The sequence below is a fragment of the Albidovulum sediminicola genome (assembly GCF_025751575.1).
Classification (GTDB): domain Bacteria; phylum Pseudomonadota; class Alphaproteobacteria; order Rhodobacterales; family Rhodobacteraceae; genus Albidovulum; species Albidovulum sediminicola.
Genome location: NZ_JAOWLA010000017.1, coordinates 1 through 24,326, shown reverse-complemented (window position 1 = coordinate 24,326; position 24,326 = coordinate 1). Strand labels below are relative to the sequence as shown.

At 63.9% G+C, this 24,326-nt stretch carries 23 protein-coding genes and 1 tRNA gene; all 24 read left to right on the top strand.

Annotated elements, in window-relative coordinates:
• Positions 1–103: 103 nt before the first annotated feature.
• The 24 genes from OE647_RS16105 to rplP all read left to right on the top strand — a co-directional run bounded on the left by OE647_RS16105 (position 104) and on the right by rplP (position 24,089).
• A tRNA-Trp gene (locus OE647_RS16105) sits at positions 104–179 on the top strand.
• Positions 180–485: 306 nt separating this feature from the next.
• Entirely contained in the window at positions 486–674 is a 189-nt protein-coding gene (secE, locus tag OE647_RS16100; RefSeq protein WP_263722782.1) for a preprotein translocase subunit SecE, read from the top strand.
• Positions 675–872: 198 nt separating this feature from the next.
• Entirely contained in the window at positions 873–1,406 is a 534-nt protein-coding gene (gene nusG, locus OE647_RS16095) for a transcription termination/antitermination protein NusG (protein WP_263722781.1), read from the top strand.
• A gap of 99 nt (positions 1,407–1,505) precedes the next feature.
• Positions 1,506–1,958, top strand: a complete 453-nt coding sequence (gene rplK, locus OE647_RS16090) for a 50S ribosomal protein L11 (protein ID WP_263722780.1) — start codon at positions 1,506–1,508, stop codon at positions 1,956–1,958.
• 3 nt (positions 1,959–1,961) lie between these two features.
• A complete protein-coding gene (gene rplA / locus OE647_RS16085; RefSeq protein ID WP_263722779.1) occupies positions 1,962–2,663 on the top strand; it encodes a 50S ribosomal protein L1 in 702 nt (233 codons plus the stop codon).
• A 72-nt stretch (positions 2,664–2,735) separates the two neighbouring features.
• The gene (locus tag OE647_RS16080) at positions 2,736–3,644 is read left to right on the top strand and encodes a class I SAM-dependent methyltransferase (RefSeq protein ID WP_263722778.1); all 909 of its coding nucleotides are present in this window, start codon (positions 2,736–2,738) and stop codon (positions 3,642–3,644) included.
• A gap of 308 nt (positions 3,645–3,952) precedes the next feature.
• Entirely contained in the window at positions 3,953–4,468 is a 516-nt protein-coding gene (gene rplJ, locus OE647_RS16075; RefSeq protein WP_261496712.1) for a 50S ribosomal protein L10, read from the top strand.
• 66 nt (positions 4,469–4,534) lie between these two features.
• Positions 4,535–4,912 carry a 50S ribosomal protein L7/L12 gene (gene rplL, locus OE647_RS16070; protein WP_263722777.1) on the top strand — a complete coding sequence of 126 codons (378 nt, stop codon included), beginning with the start codon at positions 4,535–4,537 and terminating at the stop codon, positions 4,910–4,912.
• A 244-nt stretch (positions 4,913–5,156) separates the two neighbouring features.
• Complete coding sequence (gene rpoB, locus OE647_RS16065) at positions 5,157–9,293, top strand: DNA-directed RNA polymerase subunit beta (protein ID WP_263722776.1); 4,137 nt, start codon at positions 5,157–5,159, stop codon at positions 9,291–9,293.
• Positions 9,294–9,344: 51 nt separating this feature from the next.
• Positions 9,345–13,583, top strand: a complete 4,239-nt coding sequence (gene rpoC / locus OE647_RS16060) for a DNA-directed RNA polymerase subunit beta' (protein WP_263722775.1) — start codon at positions 9,345–9,347, stop codon at positions 13,581–13,583.
• Between the two features lie 149 nt (positions 13,584–13,732).
• On the top strand, positions 13,733–14,692 hold the full coding sequence (locus OE647_RS16055; RefSeq protein WP_263722774.1) for a DMT family transporter: 960 nt from the start codon (positions 13,733–13,735) through the stop codon (positions 14,690–14,692).
• Between the two features lie 328 nt (positions 14,693–15,020).
• The gene (rpsL, locus tag OE647_RS16050) at positions 15,021–15,392 is read left to right on the top strand and encodes a 30S ribosomal protein S12 (RefSeq protein WP_107674699.1); all 372 of its coding nucleotides are present in this window, start codon (positions 15,021–15,023) and stop codon (positions 15,390–15,392) included.
• Between the two features lie 12 nt (positions 15,393–15,404).
• Positions 15,405–15,875, top strand: coding sequence for a 30S ribosomal protein S7 (gene rpsG / locus OE647_RS16045; RefSeq protein ID WP_263722772.1), 471 nt, complete (start codon positions 15,405–15,407; stop codon positions 15,873–15,875).
• A gap of 24 nt (positions 15,876–15,899) precedes the next feature.
• Positions 15,900–18,023 (top strand): elongation factor G, encoded by a 2,124-nt coding sequence (gene fusA / locus OE647_RS16040; RefSeq protein WP_263722771.1) that lies wholly within the window; start codon positions 15,900–15,902, stop codon positions 18,021–18,023.
• Positions 18,024–18,101: 78 nt separating this feature from the next.
• Positions 18,102–19,277, top strand: coding sequence for an elongation factor Tu (gene tuf, locus OE647_RS16035; RefSeq protein ID WP_263722770.1), 1,176 nt, complete (start codon positions 18,102–18,104; stop codon positions 19,275–19,277).
• A gap of 82 nt (positions 19,278–19,359) precedes the next feature.
• A complete protein-coding gene (rpsJ, locus tag OE647_RS16030; RefSeq protein WP_261495873.1) occupies positions 19,360–19,668 on the top strand; it encodes a 30S ribosomal protein S10 in 309 nt (102 codons plus the stop codon).
• Between the two features lie 17 nt (positions 19,669–19,685).
• Positions 19,686–20,411 carry a 50S ribosomal protein L3 gene (gene rplC, locus OE647_RS16025; protein ID WP_263722848.1) on the top strand — a complete coding sequence of 242 codons (726 nt, stop codon included), beginning with the start codon at positions 19,686–19,688 and terminating at the stop codon, positions 20,409–20,411.
• A complete protein-coding gene (gene rplD / locus OE647_RS16020; protein ID WP_263722769.1) occupies positions 20,408–21,028 on the top strand; it encodes a 50S ribosomal protein L4 in 621 nt (206 codons plus the stop codon). Before rplC ends, rplD begins: the two co-directional genes overlap by 4 nt.
• Positions 21,025–21,321, top strand: coding sequence for a 50S ribosomal protein L23 (locus tag OE647_RS16015; RefSeq protein ID WP_263722768.1), 297 nt, complete (start codon positions 21,025–21,027; stop codon positions 21,319–21,321). Before rplD ends, OE647_RS16015 begins: the two co-directional genes overlap by 4 nt.
• Positions 21,322–21,444: 123 nt before the next feature.
• A complete protein-coding gene (rplB, locus tag OE647_RS16010; protein WP_263722767.1) occupies positions 21,445–22,281 on the top strand; it encodes a 50S ribosomal protein L2 in 837 nt (278 codons plus the stop codon).
• 3 nt (positions 22,282–22,284) lie between these two features.
• The gene (gene rpsS, locus OE647_RS16005; protein ID WP_263722766.1) at positions 22,285–22,563 is read left to right on the top strand and encodes a 30S ribosomal protein S19; all 279 of its coding nucleotides are present in this window, start codon (positions 22,285–22,287) and stop codon (positions 22,561–22,563) included.
• 3 nt (positions 22,564–22,566) lie between these two features.
• A complete protein-coding gene (gene rplV / locus OE647_RS16000) occupies positions 22,567–22,947 on the top strand; it encodes a 50S ribosomal protein L22 (RefSeq protein WP_263722765.1) in 381 nt (126 codons plus the stop codon).
• Positions 22,947–23,663: a 30S ribosomal protein S3 gene (rpsC, locus tag OE647_RS15995; protein ID WP_263722764.1), complete on the top strand. Its 717-nt coding sequence runs from the start codon at positions 22,947–22,949 to the stop codon at positions 23,661–23,663. The genes rplV and rpsC overlap by 1 nt, the downstream gene beginning before the upstream one ends.
• Positions 23,664–23,675: 12 nt before the next feature.
• Positions 23,676–24,089: a 50S ribosomal protein L16 gene (rplP, locus tag OE647_RS15990; protein ID WP_263722763.1), complete on the top strand. Its 414-nt coding sequence runs from the start codon at positions 23,676–23,678 to the stop codon at positions 24,087–24,089.
• The last annotated feature ends 237 nt before the right edge of the window (positions 24,090–24,326 follow it).

The following is a 24,326-nucleotide window of genomic DNA, read 5'->3' as shown; positions in this document are numbered from 1 at the left end:
CGATCCGGCCGGGACCTGTGCCCGCCCCGCCGCAGGTCTTGTCACAGAGGTGAAAACACCCCTTGATTTCGCCGCGCCGCTCGAATACCCACCGCGCAGGCCTAGGGGTATAGCTCAGTTGGTAGAGCATCGGTCTCCAAAACCGAGGGTCGCGGGTTCGAGTCCTGCTGCCCCTGCCAGGCCCTCCCAGACATCGACGCAATACCGGCGCAGGTACGGGCGCAACGGGTTCTGGCATCCTGCGGCTTGCGCGTCACAGGCACGCCTGCGAGACTCGCGGCCACAAGCGGCGGGCGCCGCCGATCCGCCTCGACAGCCCGCCATCCGTGTCCTCGCCGCCATGAGGCGCGCCTGACAGGCGCATGTCGCGCGGGCCAAAAGCCCCGCCGCCCGGCACATTCCGGCCGTGCGCGCACCGGCGGGCTTGAATTCGCGGCTCATGCGGCGTATCTCGCGCCGATAGTATAAGGCAAGGCGAGACCAAGATGGCCAGCAACCCCGTCCAGTTCATCCAGCAAGTCCGCTCGGAAGTGGGCAAGGTCCATTGGCCGTCGCGCCGCGAAGTGGTGCTGACCACGGTCATGGTCTTCGTCATGGCCGCGCTGACCGCGACCTTCTTCTTCCTCGTCGACAAGATCATCCAGCTCGGTCTTGCGGCGGTGCTCGGGATCTGAGGCGCGGGCGTCCCGAGGGCCGACCATTCGGCCTTGAAATCGCGGGCTTTCGCCTGTAGGTGGGGCGCACTTTTCCGACACCGGCGTGCATCGATTCGGTATGCGCGCTGTTTTTTGTTCGGGTAGTGGTGGGACAGCCCACTGAAAACACGGAATTCTCCGGCGGCAATCCGTCGGTCGTAGCGAGGTCTGAGGCAGATGGCGAAGCGGTGGTATTCGGTGAGCGTTCTCTCGAATTTCGAGAAGAAGATCGCCGAACAGATCAAGCATGCCGTGGCCGAGAAGGGCCTTGAGGACGAAATCGACGAGGTTCTCGTTCCGACCGAGGAGGTCATCGAGATCCGTCGCGGCAAGAAGGTGACCTCGGAGCGCCGCTTCATGCCGGGCTATGTGCTGGTGCACATGGACATGACCGACCGGGGCTACCACCTGATCACCTCGATCAACCGGGTGACCGGGTTCCTCGGGCCGCAGGGCAAGCCGATGCCGATGCGCGACGGTGAGGTCAACCAGATCCTCAAGCGCGCCGAGGAAGGCGAAGCCGCCCCGCGCAACCTGATCCGCTTCGAGATCGGCGAACAGGTGAAGGTGACCGACGGGCCGTTCGACGGCTTCTCGGGCATGGTCGAGGAAGTCGATGAGGATGCAAACCGTCTGAAGGTGACGGTTTCGATCTTCGGCCGGCCGACGCCGGTCGAACTGGAATTCACGCAGGTGCAGAAAGTCGCCTGACGTGAGGCCGTGGGAGGTCGGCGGCAATGCCGGGGCCGGACCACTAAGCAAGGCCCTTCCGAATGGTTCGGAACGGGCGTGTGAGAAGGAGCAGGCCAAATGGCCAAGAAGGTAATGGGCAGCCTCAAGCTGCAAGTGAAGGCGGGGCAAGCCAATCCGTCGCCCCCCATCGGTCCGGCGCTGGGTCAGCGCGGGATCAACATCATGGAATTCTGCAAGGCCTTCAACGCGAAGACCCAGGAGATGGAAGCCGGTTCGCCCGTTCCGGTCATCATCACCTACTACGCCGACAAGTCCTTCACCTTCGAGATGAAGACGGCGCCGGCGTCGTACTACCTCAAGAAAGCCGCGGGCCTGAAGCCGGTTGGCAAGCGCAACCGTCCGAAGGGCTCCATGAAGCCGGGCCGCGAAACCGCCGGCACCGTGACTGTCGCCCAGGTGCGCCAGATCGCCGAAGCCAAGATGAAGGACCTGTCCGCGAACGACATCGACGCCGCGATGCAGATCATCCTCGGCTCGGCCAAGTCCTGCGGCATCGAGGTTAAGGGGTAAGTCATGGCCAAGATCGGTAAACGTAGCCAGGCGGCTCGCACCGCCTTCGAAGGCAAGTCGGACCTCTCGGTCGAGGACGCCGTCAAGCTGATCAAGACCGCCGCCTCGGCGAAGTTCGACGAGACGCTGGAAATCGCGATGAACCTCGGCGTCGATCCGCGTCACGCGGACCAGATGGTCCGTGGCGTCGTGACCCTGCCGAACGGCACCGGCAAAACGGTGCGCGTGGCGGTTTTCGCCCGTGCGGCCAAGGCTGACGAAGCCAAGGCGGCCGGCGCGGACATCGTGGGCGCTGAAGACCTGATGGAGACGATCCAGTCGGGCAAGATCGAGTTCGATCGCTGCATCGCGACGCCGGACATGATGCCGCTGGTCGGCCGTCTGGGCAAGATCCTCGGCCCGCGCAACCTGATGCCGAACCCCAAGGTCGGTACCGTGACGATGGACGTGAAAGCGGCCGTCGAAGCGGCCAAGGGCGGTGAAGTCCAGTTCAAGGTCGAAAAGGCCGGCGTGATCCACGCGGGCATCGGCAAGGTTTCGTTCGACGAAGCCAAGCTGGCCGAGAACGTTCGTGCCTTCGTCGACGCCGTGTCGAAAGCGAAGCCCTCGGGCGCGAAGGGCGCGTACCTCAAGAAGGTCTCGCTTTCCTCGACCATGGGGCCGGGCGTGTCGGTCGACCTCGCGTCGGCCGCGGTCAGCGCCTGACAAGCGATAGAAGGGCGCAGCCGAAAGGCAGCGCCCTTTTTCTTTGCGGAGACGATCCGGAGCGAGGGGATCATGGACATTTCTAACTGGCTGCCCATGGTTTCCTATCGCCTGCCGCGCTCGCGGAAGGATTGCCCGCTCTGTGGCAGCGAGCAATCCGAAAGCCTGGCGGATCTCGACCGTAGGCTGAAGCGCCTGCCGCATGTGAAATGCGGGCAATGCGGCTTCGTACGCCAGTTTCCTCTGCCGACGCCCGAAGCCCTGGCGGACTACTACGCGACGCAGTATCGCGCGGATTATCAGGGCCAAAGCGCCGCCCCGACGCCCCACCATATCGCAAAGCGCCGCAAGGAGGCCGAGCGGAGGTTCGCCATCCTTCAGCCCTTGCTGAAGCCCGGTGCGGCGGTTCTCGACTGTGGATGCGGGTCCGGGGAATTCGTGGAACTTCTGTCCGAACGCGGCTACGCGGCCTCCGGGTTCGAGCCGGGCCAGGGCTATGCGACCTATGCCCGCGATGAAAAGGGGCTCGATGTCACATGCGCAGGCTATTCCGACTTCCAACCGAAGCGGACCTATGACGCCGCAACCTCGTTCCACGTCTTCGAACATCTGACCGACCCTCTGGATGCCTTCGCGCGGCTCGCAGCCTTTGTGGGGCCGGAGGGCCTGATCCATATCGAAGTGCCGAACATGGAGAATGCGCTGGTGAAGGGGTTCGGCTGCCTGCATCTGGCGCATACGATCGGGTTCACGCGCCCGACGCTGGAACTGATGGCGGCCAAGCACGGCTTTGCTGTCGCGGTTGTCGAGGATGCCTACGACATCGGCATGGTTTTCCGTCGCGGTCAGCCGCGGGACCTTGAGGAGATCATGGCCGACGGCCGTGCCGCGCTGGCGCGCTGGAATCGCGAGACCGTTCATCGGCAATTCTGGCGGTACACCTTCGGAAAACTCCTTCCCGGCGGCAAATCCGCGCAGTAAGTTTGGCGAAAATCGCCGCCTCTCTGCATTTTGTGTGTTTCCTTCCTGGCCTGAAAGCTTTATTGACGCCCGCGGTCTGCGTGGCGCCTTACCGGCGGTGCGTGATCGATTCGTCCGAGATGGCGGGTGAGGACTACCTCATAATTCCTGCCTGAGACGGGATTAGACCGGATTTCTTAGGGCGCGGGTCCAAGACCGCGCGTCCCTTGGGTGATCTCGGCTCAGCCCGCTTGGACCCCGACGTCGGGACCAAAGGCCCCGGCGAAATGAGCCGGAGGGTAACCCCCTCCCATACTTGGAGTGAAACCGTGGATAGAGCCCAGAAAGAGAAAGTGGTCGAGGAACTCGGCCAGATCTTCGAAAGCTCTGGCGTCGTGGTGGTTGCCCACTACGAAGGCATGACGGTTGCTCAGATGCAGGACCTCCGCGCGGACATGCGTTCCGCCGGCGGCTCCGTCCGCGTCGCCAAGAACAGGCTCGCCAAGATCGCCCTTGAGGACAAGCCCTGCGCAAGCATCGGCTCGCTCCTGACGGGCATGACCGTGCTCGCCTACTCCGAGGACCCTGTGGCTGCTGCCAAGGTCGCGGACGCCTATGCCAAGAAGAACGACAAGTTCGTGATCCTTGGCGGCGCAATGGGCAACACGGCCCTGGATCCGGCCGGTGTGAAAGCCGTCGCCTCGATGCCGTCGCGTGAAGAGCTTATCGCTCAGATCGTGTCCTGCATCGGCGCGCCCGCTTCGAACATCGCCGGGGCCATTGGCGCACCTGCTTCGAACATCGCGGGCATTCTTTCCACTCTGGAAGAGCGGGAAGCCGCGTGAGCAATCAGTGCCTTCGTGGGGTTGTTGCCCTGACGTTGGAAACCAAATTAGGAACGGAACTGAGAAATGGCTGATCTGAAAGCACTCGCCGAGCAAATCGTGAACCTCACGCTGCTGCAGGCGCAAGAACTGAAGCAAATCCTGAAAGACGACTACGGCATCGAACCCGCTGCCGGTGGTGCGGTCATGGTTGCTGGCCCGGCGGCTGGCGGTGCGGCTGAAGCCGCCGAAGAAAAGACCGAGTTCGACGTCGTCCTGACCGACGCCGGCGCGAACAAGATCAACGTGATCAAGGAAGTCCGCGCGATCACCGGTCTGGGCCTGAAAGAAGCCAAGGACCTCGTGGAAGCTGGCGGCAAGGTGAAGGAAGCTGCGGCGAAAGCCGAAGCCGAGGACATCAAGAAAAAGCTCGAAGCGGCTGGCGCCAAGGTCGAGCTCAAGTAATCCGGGCCGGGGCCCTTCAGGTCCCACCCAGATTTTCAGGCTGGGTCCGGCTTTTGCCGGGCCCAGCCGAACCCGTCTTGGAAGGGGCATCCGCGATGCTGCCCCTTCCCAGGCCGGGTTCGGTTCGGGAGCCCGCCGGTGGGACGGCAGGCATGAATGGAACCGACCCCCTACTCGCAAGCGGCCGCCCGCGTGACCCCGACGCGACGCGAACCGCGCGAAGAGACGAAAGGTGACGACGAGCATGGCTCAAGCGACCGTTGGCCGGAAGCGTATCCGCAGATACTACGGCAAGATCCGCGAAGTCCTGGAGATGCCGAACCTGATCGAGGTTCAGAAATCCTCCTACGACCTGTTCCTGAAATCCGGCGACGGCCCCAAGGCCGCCGATGGCGAGGGCATCCAGGGCGTCTTCCAATCGGTCTTCCCGATCAAGGACTTCAACGAGCATGCGATCCTCGAATTCGTGAAATACGAACTCGAAAAGCCGAAGTACGACGTTGACGAATGCCAGGCGCGCGACATGACCTATTCGGCGCCGCTGAAGGTGACGCTGCGCCTGATCGTGTTCGATATCGACGAGGACACCGGCGCGAAGTCGGTGAAGGACATCAAGGAGCAGGACGTCTACATGGGCGACATGCCCCTGATGACGCCGAACGGTACCTTCATCGTCAATGGCACCGAGCGGGTCATCGTCTCGCAGATGCACCGCTCGCCCGGCGTGTTCTTCGACCACGACAAGGGCAAGACCCATTCGTCGGGCAAGCTCCTGTTCGCCTGCCGGATCATTCCCTATCGCGGCTCCTGGCTCGACTTCGAGTTCGACGCCAAGGACATCGTCTTCGCGCGCATCGACCGCCGTCGGAAGCTGCCGGTGACGACGTTGCTTTATGCGCTCGGCCTCGACCAAGAAGGCATCATGGATGCCTATTACAACACGGTCGACTTCAAGCTGGTGAAGAACAAGGGCTGGGTGACCAAGTTCTTCCCCGAGCGGGTGCGCGGCACGCGGCCGACCTACGACCTGGTGGATGCGGCCACCGGCGAAGTGATCTGCAAGGCCGGTGACAAGGTCACGCCGCGCATGGTCAAGAAACTGGTCGATGAAGGCAAGGTGACGGAGCTTCTGGTGCCGTTCGACCACATCCTTGGCCGCTTCGCCGCCAAGGACATGATCAACGAGGACACCGGCGCCATCTATGTCGAGGCGGGGGACGAGATCACCCAGACCCTCGACAAGGACGGCGAGGTTTCGGGCGGCACGCTGAAGGTGCTTCTCGACAACGGGATCACCACGATCCCGGTGCTCGACATCGACAACGTGAACGTCGGCCCCTACATCCGCAACACCATGGCCGCGGACAAGAACATGGGCCGCGACGGCGCGCTCATGGACATCTATCGCGTCATGCGTCCGGGCGAGCCGCCCACCGTGGAAGCGGCCTCCGCGCTTTTCGACACGCTCTTCTTCGACAAGGAGCGCTATGACCTCTCGGCCGTCGGCCGGGTGAAGATGAACATGCGCCTGAACCTCGGCAAGCCCGACACCCAGCGCACGCTCGATCGCGACGACATCATCTCCTGCGTCAAGGCGCTGGTGGAACTGCGCGACGGCAAGGGCGAGATCGACGACATCGACCACCTCGGCAACCGCCGGGTGCGTTCGGTCGGCGAGCTGATGGAAAACCAGTACCGCGTCGGTCTGCTCCGCATGGAGCGCGCGATCAAGGAGCGTATGTCCTCGGTCGAGATCGACACGGTGATGCCGCAGGACCTGATCAACGCGAAGCCGGCCGCGGCCGCGGTGCGTGAATTCTTCGGCTCCTCGCAGCTGTCGCAGTTCATGGACCAGACCAACCCGCTTTCGGAAGTGACGCACAAGCGGCGCCTTTCGGCCCTTGGGCCGGGCGGTCTGACCCGCGAGCGCGCCGGCTTCGAGGTGCGCGACGTTCACCCGACCCACTATGGCCGGATGTGCCCGATCGAAACGCCCGAAGGTCCGAACATCGGTCTGATCAACTCGCTGGCCACCTTTGCCCGCGTGAACAAGTACGGCTTCATCGAAACCCCGTACCGCAAGGTGCTGGGCGGCAAGGTGACGGACGAAGTCCAGTACATGTCCGCGACCGAGGAAATGCGCCACACGGTCGCCCAGGCGAACGCGACGCTTGATGCGGACGGCAACTTCATCAACGAGCTCGTCTCCACCCGTCAGTCGGGTGAATACACGCTGGCGCCGCGCGAAAGCGTGGACCTGATCGACGTGTCGCCGAAGCAGCTGGTTTCGGTCGCCGCCTCGCTCATCCCGTTCCTTGAGAACGACGACGCCAACCGCGCGCTGATGGGTTCGAACATGCAGCGTCAGGCGGTTCCGCTTCTGCAGGCGGACGCGCCCTTCGTCGGCACCGGGATCGAGGCCGTGGTCGCCACCGACTCCGGCGCCGCGATCATGGCCAAGCGTGGCGGGATCATCGACCAGGTCGATGCGACCCGTATCGTTGTGCGCGCGACCGAGGACCTGGAGATCGGCGATGCCGGCGTGGACATCTACCGTCTGCGCAAGTTCCAGCGTTCCAACCAGTCGACCTGCATCAACCAGCGCCCGCTGGTCAAGGTGGGCGACCGGGTCGCCAAGGACGAGGTCATCGCCGATGGCCCCTCGACCGACATGGGCGAACTGGCGCTCGGCAAGAACGTGATCGTCGCGTTCATGCCCTGGAACGGCTACAACTACGAAGACTCGATCCTGATCTCCGAGCGCATCGTGCGCGACGACGTCTTCACCTCGATCCACATCGAGGAACATGAAGTCGCCGCCCGTGACACCAAGCTTGGGCCCGAGGAAATCACCCGCGACATCCCGAACGTCGGCGAGGAAGCGCTGCGCAACCTCGACGAGGCGGGCATCGTCTACATCGGCGCCGAGGTCGGGCCGGGCGACATCCTCGTGGGTAAGATCACGCCCAAGGGCGAAAGCCCGATGACGCCGGAAGAGAAGCTTCTGCGCGCCATCTTCGGCGAAAAGGCGTCCGACGTGCGCGACACGTCGCTGCGCCTGCCGCCCGGTGACTACGGCACCGTCGTGGAGGTTCGCGTCTTCAACCGTCATGGTGTGGACAAGGACGAGCGCGCGCTTCAGATCGAGCGCGAGGAAGTCGAGCGTCTGGCCCGTGACCGGGACGACGAACAGGCGATCCTTGAGCGCAACATCTACGCGCGCCTGAAGTCCATGATCCTCGGCAAGACCGCGGTGAAGGGGCCGAAGGGCATCAAGTCCGGTGCGGTGATCGACGAGGAACTGCTGGGCTCGCTCTCGCGCGGCCAGTGGTGGCAGCTTGCCCTCGGCGAAGAGCAGGACGCCCAGAACGTCGAGGCGCTGAACGCTCAGTTCGAGGCCCAGAAGCGCGCGCTTGAGCACCGCTTCGAGGACAAGGTCGAGAAGGTACGCCGTGGCGACGACCTGCCGCCGGGTGTCATGAAGATGGTCAAGGTCTTCGTCGCGGTGAAGCGCAAGCTGCAGCCGGGCGACAAGATGGCCGGCCGTCACGGCAACAAGGGTGTCGTGTCGAAGGTGGTTCCGATCGAGGACATGCCGTTCCTCGGTGACGGCACCCCGGTCGACATGGTGCTGAACCCGCTCGGCGTGCCCTCGCGGATGAACGTCGGTCAGATCCTTGAAACCCACATGGGTTGGGCCGCGCGCGGCCTGGGTCTGCGCATCGACGACGCGCTGGCCGACTACCGCCGTTCGGGCGACCTGACGCCGGTGCGCGACGCGCTCAAGCACGGCTATGGCGACGAAGCCTATGAAGAGGCCTTCGCGGGCCTTGATGCGGACGACCTCGTCGACCGGGCGGAGACGGTGAAGCGCGGCGTTCCGATCGCGACCCCGGTCTTCGACGGCGCCAAGGAGGCGGATGTCAACGACGCGCTGAAGCGCGCGGGCTTCGACATGTCCGGCCAGTCGAACCTTTACGACGGCCGCACGGGCGAGAAGTTCCAGCGCAAGGTGACCGTGGGCGTCAAGTACCTTCTGAAGCTCCACCACCTGGTCGACGACAAGATCCACGCGCGTTCCACCGGCCCGTACTCGCTCGTGACCCAGCAGCCGCTGGGTGGCAAGGCGCAGTTCGGCGGTCAGCGCTTCGGGGAGATGGAGGTCTGGGCACTCGAAGCCTACGGCGCCGCCTACACCCTGCAGGAAATGCTGACGGTGAAGTCGGACGACGTGGCAGGCCGGACCAAGGTCTACGAGTCGATCGTCAAGGGCGAGGACAACTTCGAGGCCGGCGTGCCGGAATCGTTCAACGTTCTCGTCAAGGAAGTGCGGGGCCTCGGCCTCAACATGGAACTCCTGGATGCGGAGGGAGAGGAATAAGGCGGGTCCCCTCCCGCCCCATTCCCACCGCGCCATTTCAAGGATTTGAAGATGAACCAGGAACTGACCACCAACCCGTTCAACCCGCTGGCACAGCCCAAGCAGTTCGACGAGATCAAGATCTCGCTCGCCTCGCCGGAGCGTATCCTCAGCTGGTCCTACGGGGAGATCAAGAAACCCGAGACGATCAACTACCGCACGTTCAAGCCGGAACGTGACGGTCTGTTCTGCGCCCGGATCTTCGGGCCGATCAAGGACTACGAATGCCTGTGCGGCAAATACAAGCGCATGAAGTATCGCGGCGTCGTCTGCGAGAAGTGCGGCGTTGAAGTGACGCTCCAGAAGGTGCGGCGCGAGCGGATGGGCCATATCGAACTGGCCGCCCCCGTCGCCCACATCTGGTTCCTGAAGTCGCTGCCGAGCCGGATCGGCCTCATGCTCGACATGACGCTGCGGGATCTGGAGCGCATCCTCTACTTCGAGAACTACGTCGTGATCGAGCCGGGTCTGACCGACCTGTCCTACGGCCAGCTGATGAGCGAAGAGGAATACCTCGACGCGCAGGACCAGTATGGCGCCGATGCCTTCACCGCCAATATCGGCGCCGAGGCCATCCGCGAGATGCTGGCCGCCATCGACCTGGAGGCGACCGCCGAACAGCTCCGCGAAGAGCTGAAGGAAGCCACCGGCGAGCTGAAGCCGAAGAAGATCATCAAGCGGCTGAAGATCGTTGAAAGCTTCCTCGAATCCGGCAACCGCCCGGAATGGATGGTGCTGACTGTCGTTCCGGTCATTCCGCCGGAACTGCGCCCGCTGGTTCCGCTGGACGGCGGCCGCTTCGCGACCTCGGATCTGAACGACCTGTATCGCCGGGTCATCAACCGGAACAACCGTCTCAAGCGCCTGATCGAGCTGCGCGCGCCCGACATCATCGTGCGCAACGAAAAGCGGATGCTGCAGGAATCCGTCGACGCGCTCTTCGACAACGGCCGCCGCGGCCGCGTCATCACGGGAGCCAACAAGCGCCCGCTGAAGTCGCTCAGCGACATGCTGAAAGGCAAGCAGGGCCGCTTCCGCCAGAACCTTCTGGGCAAGCGCGTGGACTTCTCGGGCCGTTCGGTCATCGTGACCGGTCCGGAACTGAAGCTGCACCAGTGCGGCCTGCCGAAGAAGATGGCGCTCGAGCTTTTCAAGCCGTTCATCTACTCGCGGCTTGAGGCGAAGGGCCTCTCCTCGACGGTGAAGCAGGCGAAGAAGCTGGTCGAGAAAGAGCGCCCGGAGGTCTGGGACATCCTCGACGAGGTGATCCGCGAACACCCGGTGCTTCTGAACCGTGCGCCGACGCTGCACCGCCTGGGCATCCAGGCCTTCGAACCGGTGCTGATCGAGGGCAAGGCGATCCAGCTTCACCCGCTGGTCTGCTCGGCCTTCAACGCCGACTTCGACGGCGACCAGATGGCAGTTCACGTTCCGCTGAGCCTTGAGGCGCAGCTGGAAGCGCGCGTCCTGATGATGTCGACGAACAACGTGCTCTCGCCCGCCAACGGCGCGCCGATCATCGTTCCCTCGCAGGACATGGTCCTGGGTCTCTACTACGTGTCGATGGCGCGTGACGGGATGCAGGGCGAAGGCATGATCTTCGGCTCCGTGGATGAAGTGCAGCACGCGCTCGACGCGGGTGCGGTTCACCTGCACGCCAAGATCCAGTGCCGCGTGCCGCAGATCGACGCGGAAGGCAACGAGGTCTTCAAGCGCTTCGAGACCACGCCGGGCCGGGTGCGGCTGGGCGCGCTTCTGCCGAAGAACGCCAAGGCGCCGTTCGAACTGGTCAACCGCCTGTTGCGCAAGAAGGACGTTCAGAACGTCATCGACACCGTCTACCGCTACTGCGGCCAGAAGGAATCGGTGATCTTCTGCGACCAGATCATGGGCATGGGCTTCCGCGAAGCCTTCAAGGCCGGCATTTCCTTCGGCAAGGATGACATGGTCATCCCCGACAAGAAGTGGACGATCGTCAACGACGTGCGCGATCAGGTCAAAGAGTTCGAGCAGCAGTACATGGACGGCCTGATCACCCAGGGCGAAAAGTACAACAAGGTCGTCGACGCCTGGTCGAAGTGCTCGGACGCCGTGGCCGCCGCGATGATGAACGAGATCTCGGCCGTCCGGAAGGACGACGCCGGGGCCGAGATGGAACCCAACTCGGTCTACATGATGTCGCACTCCGGTGCGCGGGGTTCGCCCGCGCAGATGAAGCAGCTGGGCGGGATGCGGGGCCTCATGGCCAAGCCGTCGGGCGAGATCATCGAGACGCCGATCATCTCGAACTTCAAGGAAGGCCTGACCGTGCTCGAGTACTTCAACTCGACCCACGGCGCCCGTAAGGGCCTGGCCGACACCGCGCTGAAAACCGCGAACTCGGGTTACCTGACCCGCCGTCTGGTGGACGTGGCGCAGGACTGCATCGTCCGGCTGCGCGACTGCGGCACCGAACAGGCGATCACGGCCTCGGCCGCGGTCAACGACGGTGAGGTGGTGTCGCCGCTCAGCGAGCGGATCCTGGGCCGCGTGGCTGCCGATGATGTCATGGTGCCGGGCACCGACGAGATCATCGTGCAGAAGAACGAGCTGATCGACGAGCGCAAGGCCGACGCGGTGGAATCCGCGGGCGTCGCCTCCGTCCGCATCCGCTCGGCGCTGACCTGCGAGGCCGAGGAAGGCGTCTGCGCCATGTGCTACGGGCGCGACCTTGCGCGCGGCACGATGGTCAACATCGGCGAGGCTGTCGGCATCATCGCCGCGCAGTCGATCGGTGAACCGGGCACGCAGCTGACCATGCGGACCTTCCACATCGGCGGCATCGCCCAGGGCGGACAGCAGTCCTTCCAGGAAGCCAGCCAGGAAGGCAAGGTCGAGTTCCGCAACGCGATGCTTCTCGAAAACGCGCATGGCGAGCAGATCGTCATGGGCCGCTCGATGCAGATCGTGATCATCGACGATGCGGGCCAGGAACGGGCGTCCTACAAGGTGTCCTACGGGGCGAAGATCCACGTCAAGGACGGCCAGGCCGTCAAGCGTGGCGCCAAGCTCTTCGAGTGGGACCCCTACACGCTGCCGATCATCGCCGAAAAGGCGGGTGTGGCGAAGTTCGTGGACCTCATCTCCGGTATCGCCGTGCGCGAGGATACCGACGATGCGACCGGCATGACCCAGAAGATCGTGACCGACTGGCGCACCGCGCCGCGCGGCAACGACCTGAAGCCGGAAATCATCGTCATGGATCCGGCGACGGGCGAGCCTGTGCGCAACGACGTCGGCAACCCGGTCAGCTACCAGATGTCGGTGGATGCGATCCTTTCGGTCGAGGACGGCCAGGAGGTTCGCGCCGGCGACGTGGTCGCCCGGATCCCGCGCGAAGGTGCGAAGACCAAGGACATCACCGGGGGTCTTCCCCGCGTGGCGGAACTTTTCGAAGCCCGCCGTCCGAAGGATCACGCCATCATCGCCGAGATCGACGGCTATGTCCGCTTCGGCAAGGACTACAAGAACAAGCGCCGCATCACGATCGAGCCGACGGACGACAGCCTTCAGCCGGTCGAGTACATGGTGCCCAAGGGCAAGCACATTCCGGTTCAGGAAGGTGATCACGTCCAGAAGGGCGACTACATCATGGACGGCAACCCGGCTCCGCATGACATCCTGCGGATCATGGGGATCGAGGCGCTGGCCGACTACCTCATCGACGAGGTGCAGGACGTCTACCGGCTCCAGGGCGTGAAGATCAACGACAAGCACATCGAGGTGATCGTTCGCCAGATGCTGCAGAAGATCGAGATCCTGGATTCGGGGGAAACGACGCTTCTGAAGGGCGAGCACGTCGACAAGGCCGAGTTCGACGAGGAAAACGACAAGGTCATCGCGCGGGGCGGACGCCCGGCGGTGGGCGAGCCGGTGCTTCTGGGCATCACCAAAGCCTCGCTGCAAACCCGGTCGTTCATCTCGGCGGCGTCGTTCCAGGAAACCACGCGCGTGCTGACCGAGGCTGCCGTGCAGGGCAAGCGCGACCGCCTGGTCGGGCTGAAGGAAAACGTCATCGTCGGCCGCCTCATCCCGGCGGGTACCGGTGGCGCCACCCAGCGCGTGCGCCGCATCGCCCACGACCGCGACATGGAAGTGATCGAGGCGCGCCGGAGCGAGGCCGAACAGGCCGCGGCGCTGGCCGCCCCGATCGACGACATGGTGGCGGACGACGAGCTTGGCCTGGTCGATACGCCCGAAAGCCGCGATTGATCCACGGCGTTCATGACATCGCGAACGGCCCCGGATTTCCGGGGCCGTTTGTCTTTCGCGAGGCTGCCAATACCGTTCACCGGGGCAGGGCGGCGCGGCCCAAGAATTTGCCACTGGCGCGGCGACATGGCCGCTGATACCGCTGGCGCATGACGCTTTCCGACAATCTCCGCGGCGCCCTGCTGATGGCCGTGGCCATGTGCGCCTTCACGCTGAACGACGCCTGCATGAAGGCCGTCACGGCGGAATTGCCGCTATACCAGACGGCGATGCTTCGGGGCATGCTGACGCTTGCCGCGCTGACCGCGATCGCGCCCTGGCTCGGGGGGCTGACCCTGCGCATCGCACGCGCCGACCGCATCGCCCTGATCTGGCGCACCTTCGGAGAGATTTTCGGAACCCTTTTCTTCCTCATGGCGCTCCGGCATCTGCCGCTGGCGAACCTCTCCGCCATCCTGCAGGCGCTGCCGCTGGCAGTGACGCTTGGCGCGGCGCTGGTCTATGGCGCCCCGATCGGGTGGCGGCGGCTGACCGCCATCGCGATCGGGTTCGCCGGCGTCCTCCTGATTGTGCGGCCGGGGCTTGCGGGCTTTGACGGCTGGTCGCTCCTGGGGCTGGCCTCCGTTCTCTGCGTGGTGGTGCGCGACCTTGCCACGCGCCGGCTTTCGCGTGAGGTCTCGTCCGTCACCGTCGCCTTTCTGGCGGCACTGGCCGTGGGCACGGCGGCGGGCCTGATGGTCCCTTTCACCGGATGGCAGGCGGTGAGCCCGCAAAACTGGCTGCTGATCCTCGCGGCCGCGGGCTTTCTTGTCGGCGGGTACCTCAGCATCGTGATGGCGATGCGTGTGGGGGAAATCGCGGTGGTCGCGCCGTTCCGCTATACCTCGCTCCTGGCCGCGCTGGTGCTCGGGTGGCTGGTCTTCGATGAACTGCCCGGGGCGATGACACTCATCGGAGCTGCGGTCATCGTGATCACCGGCATCTACACCTTCCACCGCGAAAGGACGGCGGGCGCCCGCGATCCGATTCCGGCGGCGATCGCCAGCCCGCTTCGCGGGACCGCGCGGGGCCCAGCCGGCCTGCCGCCGCGCGCGCCGGGAGCGTCGTGACGCGCGCCACCCGAAGGGCCTGTTGAGCCAGCCGGATCTCCTCCCGATCCCTCAGGGGTGATGTTGACATCCCCTGCGACTCCCCCTATACGGCGCGCACTTGTGCGGCGGGAAAATCCCGTCCGTACCGGTATCAAGAACTGAAGTGGTCATGATCCGGGCCCGTCAAAGGCCCCGATCCTCTGGAATTCCACCGCGTCGACCCCGCGAAGGGGCCGAATGCGGTTTTGGTGTTTTGCGGACGCGCGAGGCATGACAACGGTGAAATGCCCCCGGGAACGTCGCTGACGGGCGAACGTCGATCGGGTTGCAACATAGGGCGAGATTAATGCCGACGATTCAACAGCTGATCCGGAAGCCCCGGGAAGCCAACGCAAGAAAGTCCAAGTCGCAGCACTTGGAAAGCTGCCCGCAGAAGCGCGGCGTCTGCACGCGGGTCTACACCACGACCCCGAAGAAGCCGAACTCCGCTATGCGGAAGGTTGCCAAGGTCCGTCTGACCAATGGCTTCGAAGTGATCAGCTACATCCCCGGTGAAAAGCACAACCTTCAGGAACACTCCGTGGTCCTGATCCGCGGCGGCCGGGTGAAGGACCTTCCGGGTGTCCGTTATCACATCCTGCGCGGTGTCCTCGACACCCAGGGCGTCAAAGATCGTCGTCAGCGTCGTTCGAAGTACGGCGCGAAGCGTCCGAAGTAAGGAGAAAGCGCCATGTCGCGTCGTCACGCCGCTGAAAAGCGCGAAATTCTGCCCGATGCCAAGTACGGCGACCGGGTCATCTCGAAATTCATGAACAACCTGATGATCGACGGCAAGAAATCCGTTGCCGAACGTATCGTCTACAACGCGCTGGACCGCGTCGAAGCGCGCCTGAAGCGCCCGCCGGTCGAGGCGTTCCACGAGGCGCTGGACAACGTCAAGCCCTCGCTCGAGGTCCGTTCCCGCCGGGTCGGCGGTGCGACCTACCAGGTCCCGGTCGAAGTCCGCCCCGAGCGCCGCGAAGCGCTGGCGATCCGCTGGCTGATCACGGCCGCGAAGAACCGCAACGAGAACACGATGGAAGAGCGTCTTGCCGCCGAACTGTCCGATGCCTGCAACGGCCGCGGCACTGCGGTGAAGAAACGCGAAGACACCCACAAGATGGCCGACGCCAACAAGGCGTTCAGCCACTACCGCTGGTAACCGGCGGCACCGAGGATATCTGAAATGGCACGCGCTTACCCCCTTACGCGATACCGCAACTTCGGGATCATGGCCCACATCGACGCGGGCAAGACCACCACGACCGAGCGGATCCTTTACTACACCGGCAAGTCCCACAAGATCGGCGAAGTCCACGACGGCGCCGCGACCATGGACTGGATGGAGCAGGAACAGGAGCGTGGCATCACGATCACCTCGGCTGCCACCACCACTTTCTGGCAGCGCCAGGAAGATCCGACTGCCGAAGGCACGTCGGACACCAAGTACCGCTTCAACATCATCGACACCCCGGGCCACGTCGACTTCACCATCGAAGTCGAACGCTCACTGGCGGTTCTCGACGGCGCGGTCTGCCTGCTTGATGCCAACGCCGGCGTCGAGCCGCAGACCGAGACCGTCTGGCGCCAGGCCGACCGCTACAAGGTTCCGCGGATCGTGTTCGTCAACAAGATGGACAAGATCGGCGCCGACTTCTTCAACTGCGTGAAGATGATCAAGGACCGCACCGGCGCCACCCCCGCCCCGATCGCGCTGCCGATCGGCGCCGAGGACAAGCTGGAAGGCATCATCGACCTGATCAAGATGGAAGAGTGGGTGTGGCAGGGCGAAGACCTCGGCGCGAGCTGGGTCCGTCAGCCGATCCGCGAAGATCTGAAGGACGTCGCCGACGAATGGCGCTCCAACCTCATCGAGCTTGCCGTCGAGCAGGACGATGACGCGATGGAAGCCTACCTGGAAGGCAACGAGCCCGACGAGGACACGCTGCGCAAGCTCATCCGCAAGGGTACGCTGTCGCTCAGCTTCGTTCCGGTCACTGCCGGTTCGGCCTTCAAGAACAAGGGCGTCCAGCCGCTCCTGAACGCGGTCATCGACTTCCTGCCCTCGCCGCTCGACGTGCCGGCCTACATGGGCTTCGCGCCGGGTGACGAAAGCGAAGAGCGTAGCATCGCCCGTTCGGCCGATGACGCGCAGCCCTTCGCCGGCCTCGCGTTCAAGATCATGAACGACCCGTTCGTCGGCTCGCTGACCTTCACGCGCCTCTACTCCGGCGTCCTCCGGAAGGGTGACCAGATGGTCAACTCGACCAAGGGCCGCAAGGAGCGCGTCGGCCGGATGATGATGATGCACGCCATCAACCGGGAAGAGATCGACGAAGCCTTCGCGGGCGACATCATCGCGCTGGCCGGTCTGAAGGAAACGACCACGGGCGACACGCTCTGCGATCCGTCGAACCAGGTCGTCCTTGAAACCATGACCTTCCCGGAGCCGGTGATCGAGATCGCGGTGGAGCCGAAGTCGAAAGCAGACCAGGAAAAGATGGGCCTCGCGCTCGCTCGTCTGGCCGCCGAAGACCCGTCGTTCCGCGTCGAGACCGATCTGGAATCGGGCCAGACCATCATGAAGGGCATGGGCGAACTTCACCTCGACATCCTCGTGGACCGCATGAAGCGCGAGTTCAAGGTCGAGGCGAACATCGGCGCCCCGCAGGTGGCTTACCGCGAAACGATCAGCCGCGAGGCCGAGATCGACTACACCCACAAGAAGCAGACCGGTGGTACGGGTCAGTTCGCGCGGGTGAAGCTTGTCATCACGCCAACCGAACCGGGCGAGGGCTACTCGTTTGAGGCGAAGATCGTCGGTGGCGCGGTGCCGAAGGAATACATCCCCGGTGTGGAAAAAGGCATCAAGTCGGTGATGGACTCCGGCCCGCTGGCGGGCTTCCCGGTGATCGACTTCAAGGTCGCGCTGATCGATGGCGCCTTCCATGACGTCGACTCCTCGGTGCTCGCGTTCGAAATCGCGTCCCGTGCGGCGATGCGTGACGGCCTCAAGAAGGCCGGTGCGAAGCTGCTCGAACCGATCATGAAGGTCGAAGTGGTGACCCCGGAAGAATACACCGGCGGCATCATCGGCGACCTGACCTCGCGCCGGGGCATGGTGCAGGGCCAGGACACGCGCGGCAACGCCAACGTGATCAACTGCATGGTGCCGCTTGCCAACATGTTCGGCTACATCAACAACCTGCGCTCCATGTCTTCGGGCCGCGCGGTGTTCACGATGCAGTTCGACCACTACGAGGCGGTTCCGCAGAACATCTCGGACGAGATCCAGAAGAAATACGCATGACGGGAAGGCGGGGAGTACCCCGCCCTACCCTTTAACCCGTAGGGCGGGGCCACCCGCCACCCGAAACAGGAGGCCATCATGGCAAAGGCAAAGTTTGAACGGACGAAACCGCACGTTAACATCGGGACGATTGGTCACGTTGACCACGGCAAGACGACGCTGACGGCTGCGATCACGAAGTATTTCGGCGATTTCAAGGCCTACGACCAGATCGACGCGGCGCCGGAAGAGAAGGCGCGGGGGATCACGATCTCGACGGCGCACGTTGAGTACGAGACGGCGACGCGCCACTACGCGCACGTCGACTGCCCGGGCCACGCGGACTACGTGAAGAACATGATCACGGGTGCTGCGCAGATGGACGGCGCGATCCTGGTTGTGAACGCGGCCGACGGCCCGATGCCGCAGACGCGCGAGCACATCCTGCTCGGCCGCCAGGTCGGCATTCCGTTCATGGTCGTTTACCTGAACAAGGTCGACCAGGTTGACGACGAGGAGCTTCTGGAGCTCGTGGAGATGGAAGTTCGCGAGCTTCTGTCGTCCTACGACTACCCGGGCGACGACATTCCGATCATCAAGGGCTCGGCCCTGGCCGCGCTCGAGGGCCGCGATCCGGAGATCGGCGAGAACTCGATCCGCGCGCTTCTGGACGCCGTTGACAGCTACATCCCGACGCCGGAGCGCGCGGTTGACCAGCCGTTCCTGATGCCGATCGAAGACGTGTTCTCGATCTCGGGCCGCGGCACGGTTGTGACCGGCCGGGTTGAGCGTGGCGTGATCAACGTCGGCGACGAGGTTGAGATCGTGGGCATCCGCACGACGCAGAAATCGGTCTGCACGGGCGTGGAGATGTTCCGCAAGCTTCTGGACCGCGGTGAGGCGGGCGACAACATCGGCGCGCTGCTGCGCGGCATCGACCGTGACGGCGTTGAGCGCGGTCAGGTTCTGTGCAAGCCGGGTTCGGTGAAGCCGCACACGAAGTTCGAGGCCGAGGCCTACATCCTGACGAAGGAAGAAGGCGGCCGTCACACGCCGTTCTTCGCGAACTACCGTCCGCAGTTCTACTTCCGCACGACGGACGTGACGGGCACGGTGAAGCTGCCGGAAGGCACCGAGATGGTGATGCCGGGCGACAACCTGAAGTTCGAGGTCGAGCTGATCGCGCCGATCGCGATGGAAGAGAAGCTCCGCTTCGCCATCCGCGAAGGCGGCCGCACCGTCGGCGCCGGCGTCGTCTCCAAGATCATCGAGTAATCGAGACCGGGTTCGAAGCAGGCCGGGCATGAGGCCCGGTCTGCCTCTCAACCCTTAAAAGAAGCCTGCGAGAGGCAAGACAATGACTGGTCAAAACATTCGCATCCGGCTCAAGGCCTTCGATTACCGCGTGCTGGACGCCAGCACCGCGGAAATCGTCAACACGGCCAAGCGCACGGGCGCCCAGGTGCGGGGTCCGATCCCGCTGCCGAACAAGATCGAGAAATTCACGGTTCTGCGTGGTCCGCACATCGACAAGAAGTCGCGCGACCAGTGGGAAATCCGGACGCACAAGCGCCTTCTCGACATCGTCGATCCGACCCCGCAGACGGTGGACGCGCTGATGAAGCTCGACCTCGCCGCCGGCGTCGACGTCGAGATCAAGGTCTGAGGAGGGCACCTGAAATGTTGCGCTCTGGCGTTATCGCAAAGAAGCTGGGCATGACCCGGCTGTTCATGGAAGACGGCAAGCAGATTCCTGTGACCGTTCTTCAACTCGACAATCTGCAGGTCGTCGCGCAGCGCACGACCGAGAAGGACGGCTACACCGCCGTTCAGCTCGGTGCGGGCTCTGCCAAGGCCAAGCGGACCACGGCGGCTCAGCGCGGCCACTTCGCCAAGGCGAACGTGGCGCCCAAGCGCAAGATCGCCGAGTTCCGCGTGAGCCCGGAAAACCTGATCGAAGTCGGCGCCGAGATCTCGGCGGCCCACTATGCCGAAGGGCAGTTCGTGGACATCGCCGGCACCTCGATCGGTAAGGGCTTCGCCGGTGTCATGAAGCGTCACAACTTCGGCGGTCTGCGCGCCTCGCACGGCGTGTCGATCTCGCACCGTTCGCACGGCTCCACCGGTCAGTGCCAGGACCCCGGCAAGGTGTTCAAGGGCAAGAAGATGGCGGGTCACCTCGGTGCCGTCCGCGTGACCACGCAGAACATCCAGGTCGTCCGCACGGATGCCGACCGTGGCCTGATCATGGTCAAGGGCTCGGTTCCGGGTTCCAAGGGCGGCTGGGTCACGATCAAGGACGCGGTCAAGAAACCGCTGCCGAACGACCTGCCGATGCCGGCCGCGCTGAAGGCTTCTGCCTCTGCCGCCCCGGCTGAAGAAGCGCCCGCCGAAGGGGGTGAAGCATGAAACTCGACGTGATCAAGCTCGACGCCGGCAAGGCCGGATCGATCGATCTTTCGGATGAGGTCTTCGGCCTTGAGCCGCGCGCCGACATCCTGCACCGCGTGGTGCGCTGGCAGCGGGCGAAAGCCCAGGCCGGCACGCACTCGGTTCTCGGCAAGTCGGACGTGAGCTACTCGACCAAGAAGATCTACCGCCAGAAGGGCACCGGTGGCGCGCGTCACGGTTCCCGCAAGGCGCCGACCTTCCGTCACGGTGGCACCTACAAGGGCCCGACCCCGCGTAGCCACGCCCACGACCTGCCCAAGAAGTTCCGGGCGCTTGGTCTGAAGCATGCGCTGTCGGCCAAGGCCGGCGCTGGTCAGCTCGTGATCCTCGACTCGCTCGACATGCAGGAAGCCAAGACCAAGATCCTCGCGAAAGCCGTGAAGGAAATGGGTTGGAAGCGCGTCCTGATCATCGACGGCGCCGACGTCAACGAGAACTTCGCCCGCGCGGCCGCCAACATCGAAGGCATCGATGTGCTGCCCTCGATCGGCGCCAACGTCTATGACATCCTCAAGCGTGACACGCTCGTGCTCACGAAGGCGGCTGTCGAAGCACTGGAGGCTCGTCTGAAATGAGCGTGAAGCCTGAACACTACGACGTGATCGTGAAGCCGGTCATCACGGAAAAGGCGACCCTTGCCTCGGAAAACGGTGCGGTTGTCTTCAAGGTGTCGATCGACGCGACCAAGCCGCAGATCAAGGAAGCGGTCGAGGCCGTCTTCGGGGTCAAGGTCAAGGCGGTGAACACCACCGTGACCAAGGGCAAGACCAAGCGGTTCCGCGGCATCGCGGGCACCCGCTCTGACGTCAAGAAAGCCTATGTGACGCTCGAAGAGGGGAACACTATCGACGTCTCCTCCGGCCTCTGATAGAAGGCCCGCGAATCTCGCGGCCCCGGGCTTCCGGGGCCGTGACATTTTTGAAGCTGGGGACCTACGGGGCCCTTGAAACGGAACGGACCGACAGGTCCAAAGCAACGGAAGACAGAGAGCATGGCACTCAAGTCGTATAAACCGACGACGCCTGGCCAGCGTGGGCTGGTTCTGATCGACCGTTCGGAGCTTTGGAAAGGTCGCCCGGTCAAATCCCTCACTGAGGGTCTGACCAAGACGGGCGGCCGGAACAACACCGGACGGGTGACGGCGTGGCACAAGGGCGGTGGGGCGAAGCGCCTTTACCGTATCGTGGATTTCAAGCGCTCGAAGTTCGACGCCCCCGCGACGGTCGAGCGGATCGAATACGATCCCAACCGCACCGCGTTCATCGCGCTCGTGCGCTATGAGGATGGCGAACAGGCCTATATCCTCGCGCCGCAGCGTCTGGCCGTGGGCGACAGCGTGATCGCCGGCGCCAAGACCGACGTGAAGCCGGGCAACGCGATGCCGTTCTCCGGCATGCCGATCGGCACGATCGTTCACAACGTCGAGCTGAAGCCCGGCAAGGGCGGCCAGCTGGCGCGCGCCGCGGGCACCTACGCGCAGTTCGTCGGCCGTGATGGTGGCTACGCGCAGATCCGCCTGTCCTCGGGCGAGCTTCGCATGGTCCGCCAGGAATGCATGGCGACGGTTGGTGCCGTCTCCAACGCCGACCACTCGAACCAGAACCTGGGTAAAGCGGGCCGCAAGCGGCACATGGGCGTCCGCCCGACCGTCCGCGGCGTCGCAATGAACCCGATCGATCACCCGCACGGCGGTGGTGAAGGCCGCACCTCGGGTGGCCGTCATCCTGTCACCCCGTGGGGCAAGGGGACGAAGGGCAACAAGACCCGCAAGAACAAGTCGACCGACAAGTTCATCGTCCGCTCGCGCAACGCCAAGAAGGGTCGTTAATCCATGTCACGTTCTGTTTGGAAAGGCCCCTTCGTCGACGCCTATCTGCTGAAGAAAGCGGAAAAGGCGCAGGCTTCGGGCAAATCGGAAGTGATCAAGATCTGGTCGCGCCGCTCCACCATCCTGCCGCAGTTCGTCGGCCTCACCTTTGGGGTCTACAACGGTCAGAAGCACATTCCGGTCAACGTGACCGAAGAAATGATCGGCCAGAAGTTCGGTGAATATTCGCCGACGCGGACCTACTACGGTCACGCCGCCGACAAGAAAGCCAAGAGGAAGTAAGCCATGGGTAAGGAAAAGAATCCGCGCCGCGTGGCGGACAACGAGGCCTTCGCCAAGTCGAAGATGCTTCGCACCTCGCCGCAGAAACTGAACCTCGTCGCCGCGCTGATCCGTGGCAAGAAGGTGGAAAAGGCCCTTTCGGACCTCACTTTCTCGAAGAAGCGGATCGCTGACGACGTGAAGAAGTGCCTGCAATCCGCGATCGCTAACGCCGAGAACAACCATGGTCTCGACGTTGACAGCCTGATCGTGGCCGAAGCCTATGTCGGCAAGAACCTGACCATGAAGCGCGGCCATCCGCGTGCTCGCGGCCGGTTCGGCAAGATCGTGAAACCGTTCAGCGAGCTGACCATCAAGGTGCGGCAAGTCGAGGAGCAAGCGTAATGGGTCAGAAGGTCAATCCGATTGGCATGCGCCTCCAGGTCAACCGCACCTGGGACAGCCGCTGGTACGCCGACAGCAAGGACTACGGCAATCTGCTTCTTGAAGACCTCAAGATGCGCGACTTCATCCATGAAGAGTGCAAGCAGGCCGGCGTCAGCCGCGTGATCATCGAGCGCCCGCACAAGAAGTGCCGGGTGACCGTGCATACCGCCCGTCCGGGCGTGATCATCGGCAAGAAAGGTGCGGACATCGAGACGCTTCGCAAGAAGCTCGCGAACTTCACCGCCTCGGAACTGCACCTCAACATCGTCGAGGTTCGCAAGCCGGAACTCGACGCGATGCTGGTCGCGGAATCGATCGCGCAACAGCTTGAGCGCCGGGTTTCGTTCCGCCGCGCGATGAAGCGGTCGGTTCAGAACGCGATGCGCATGGGCGCGCTCGGCATCCGGGTCAACGTCTCTGGCCGCCTCGGCGGCGCCGAGATCGCCCGGACCGAATGGTACCGTGAGGGCCGCGTTCCGCTGCACACGCTGCGCGCCGACATCGACTATGCGCTGGCCGAGGCCTCGACCCCCTACGGGATCATCGGGATCAAGGTCTGGATCTTCAAGGGCGAGATCATGGAACATGATCCCCAGGCCCGCGATCGCCGCATGGCCGAGGCGCAGGACGGCCCCGCACCGCGCGGGCCCCGTCGCGACCGCGACGCTCGGTAAGGAGTAGAGAAGATGCTGCAACCGAAACGGACCAAGTTCCGCAAACAGCACAAGGGCCGGATCCACGGCGAAGCCAAGGGCGGGTTCGAACTGAACTTCGGCGGCTTCGGCCTCAAGGCCACCGAGCCCGAGCGCATCACGGCGCGTCAGATCGAAGCGGCCCGCCGCGCGATCACCCGCCACATGAAGCGTCAGGGCCGGGTCTGGATCCGCGTCTTCCCGGACACCCCGGTTTCGTCGAAGCCGACCGAGGTCCGGATGGGTAAGGGCAAGGGCTCCGTCGATTTCTGGGCGGCCAAGGTCAAGCCGGGCCGGATCATGTTCGAGATCGACGGCGTGAACGAGGTCATCGCCCGCGAGGCGCTCCGCCTCGGCGCGATGAAGCTCCCGGTCAAGACCCGCGTCATCCAGCGTGAAGACTGGTAAGTCTGATCATCATTTGAATGCACGGAGGGCGGGGTAACCCGCCCTTTGTCGTTTCTGGGCGTGTATCCGGTTTCGGACTCGTGATGCGGCTCTGGGGCGCCTTTGTGGTAGTGACCTGCCACGGGATTTTTCCTCCACCTGCGATTAGAGTCCGACCCAACGAAGGGACGGACGATGAAGCGAACGAGATACAGCGACGAGCAGATCATCGGCATTCTGGCCGAGCATGAGGCAGGC

Coding starts and splice junctions, on each gene's coding strand:
- secE (WP_263722782.1), top strand. CDS start 486: ATGGCCAGCAACCCCGTCCAGTTCATCCAGCAAGTCCGCTCGGAAGTG.
- nusG (WP_263722781.1), top strand. CDS start 873: ATGGCGAAGCGGTGGTATTCGGTGAGCGTTCTCTCGAATTTCGAGAAG.
- rplK (WP_263722780.1), top strand. CDS start 1,506: ATGGCCAAGAAGGTAATGGGCAGCCTCAAGCTGCAAGTGAAGGCGGGG.
- rplA (WP_263722779.1), top strand. CDS start 1,962: ATGGCCAAGATCGGTAAACGTAGCCAGGCGGCTCGCACCGCCTTCGAA.
- OE647_RS16080 (WP_263722778.1), top strand. CDS start 2,736: ATGGACATTTCTAACTGGCTGCCCATGGTTTCCTATCGCCTGCCGCGC.
- rplL (WP_263722777.1), top strand. CDS start 4,535: ATGGCTGATCTGAAAGCACTCGCCGAGCAAATCGTGAACCTCACGCTG.
- rpoB (WP_263722776.1), top strand. CDS start 5,157: ATGGCTCAAGCGACCGTTGGCCGGAAGCGTATCCGCAGATACTACGGC.
- rpoC (WP_263722775.1), top strand. CDS start 9,345: ATGAACCAGGAACTGACCACCAACCCGTTCAACCCGCTGGCACAGCCC.
- OE647_RS16055 (WP_263722774.1), top strand. CDS start 13,733: ATGACGCTTTCCGACAATCTCCGCGGCGCCCTGCTGATGGCCGTGGCC.
- rpsL (WP_107674699.1), top strand. CDS start 15,021: ATGCCGACGATTCAACAGCTGATCCGGAAGCCCCGGGAAGCCAACGCA.
- rpsG (WP_263722772.1), top strand. CDS start 15,405: ATGTCGCGTCGTCACGCCGCTGAAAAGCGCGAAATTCTGCCCGATGCC.
- fusA (WP_263722771.1), top strand. CDS start 15,900: ATGGCACGCGCTTACCCCCTTACGCGATACCGCAACTTCGGGATCATG.
- tuf (WP_263722770.1), top strand. CDS start 18,102: ATGGCAAAGGCAAAGTTTGAACGGACGAAACCGCACGTTAACATCGGG.
- rpsJ (WP_261495873.1), top strand. CDS start 19,360: ATGACTGGTCAAAACATTCGCATCCGGCTCAAGGCCTTCGATTACCGC.
- rplD (WP_263722769.1), top strand. CDS start 20,408: ATGAAACTCGACGTGATCAAGCTCGACGCCGGCAAGGCCGGATCGATC.
- OE647_RS16015 (WP_263722768.1), top strand. CDS start 21,025: ATGAGCGTGAAGCCTGAACACTACGACGTGATCGTGAAGCCGGTCATC.
- rplB (WP_263722767.1), top strand. CDS start 21,445: ATGGCACTCAAGTCGTATAAACCGACGACGCCTGGCCAGCGTGGGCTG.
- rpsS (WP_263722766.1), top strand. CDS start 22,285: ATGTCACGTTCTGTTTGGAAAGGCCCCTTCGTCGACGCCTATCTGCTG.
- rplV (WP_263722765.1), top strand. CDS start 22,567: ATGGGTAAGGAAAAGAATCCGCGCCGCGTGGCGGACAACGAGGCCTTC.
- rpsC (WP_263722764.1), top strand. CDS start 22,947: ATGGGTCAGAAGGTCAATCCGATTGGCATGCGCCTCCAGGTCAACCGC.
- rplP (WP_263722763.1), top strand. CDS start 23,676: ATGCTGCAACCGAAACGGACCAAGTTCCGCAAACAGCACAAGGGCCGG.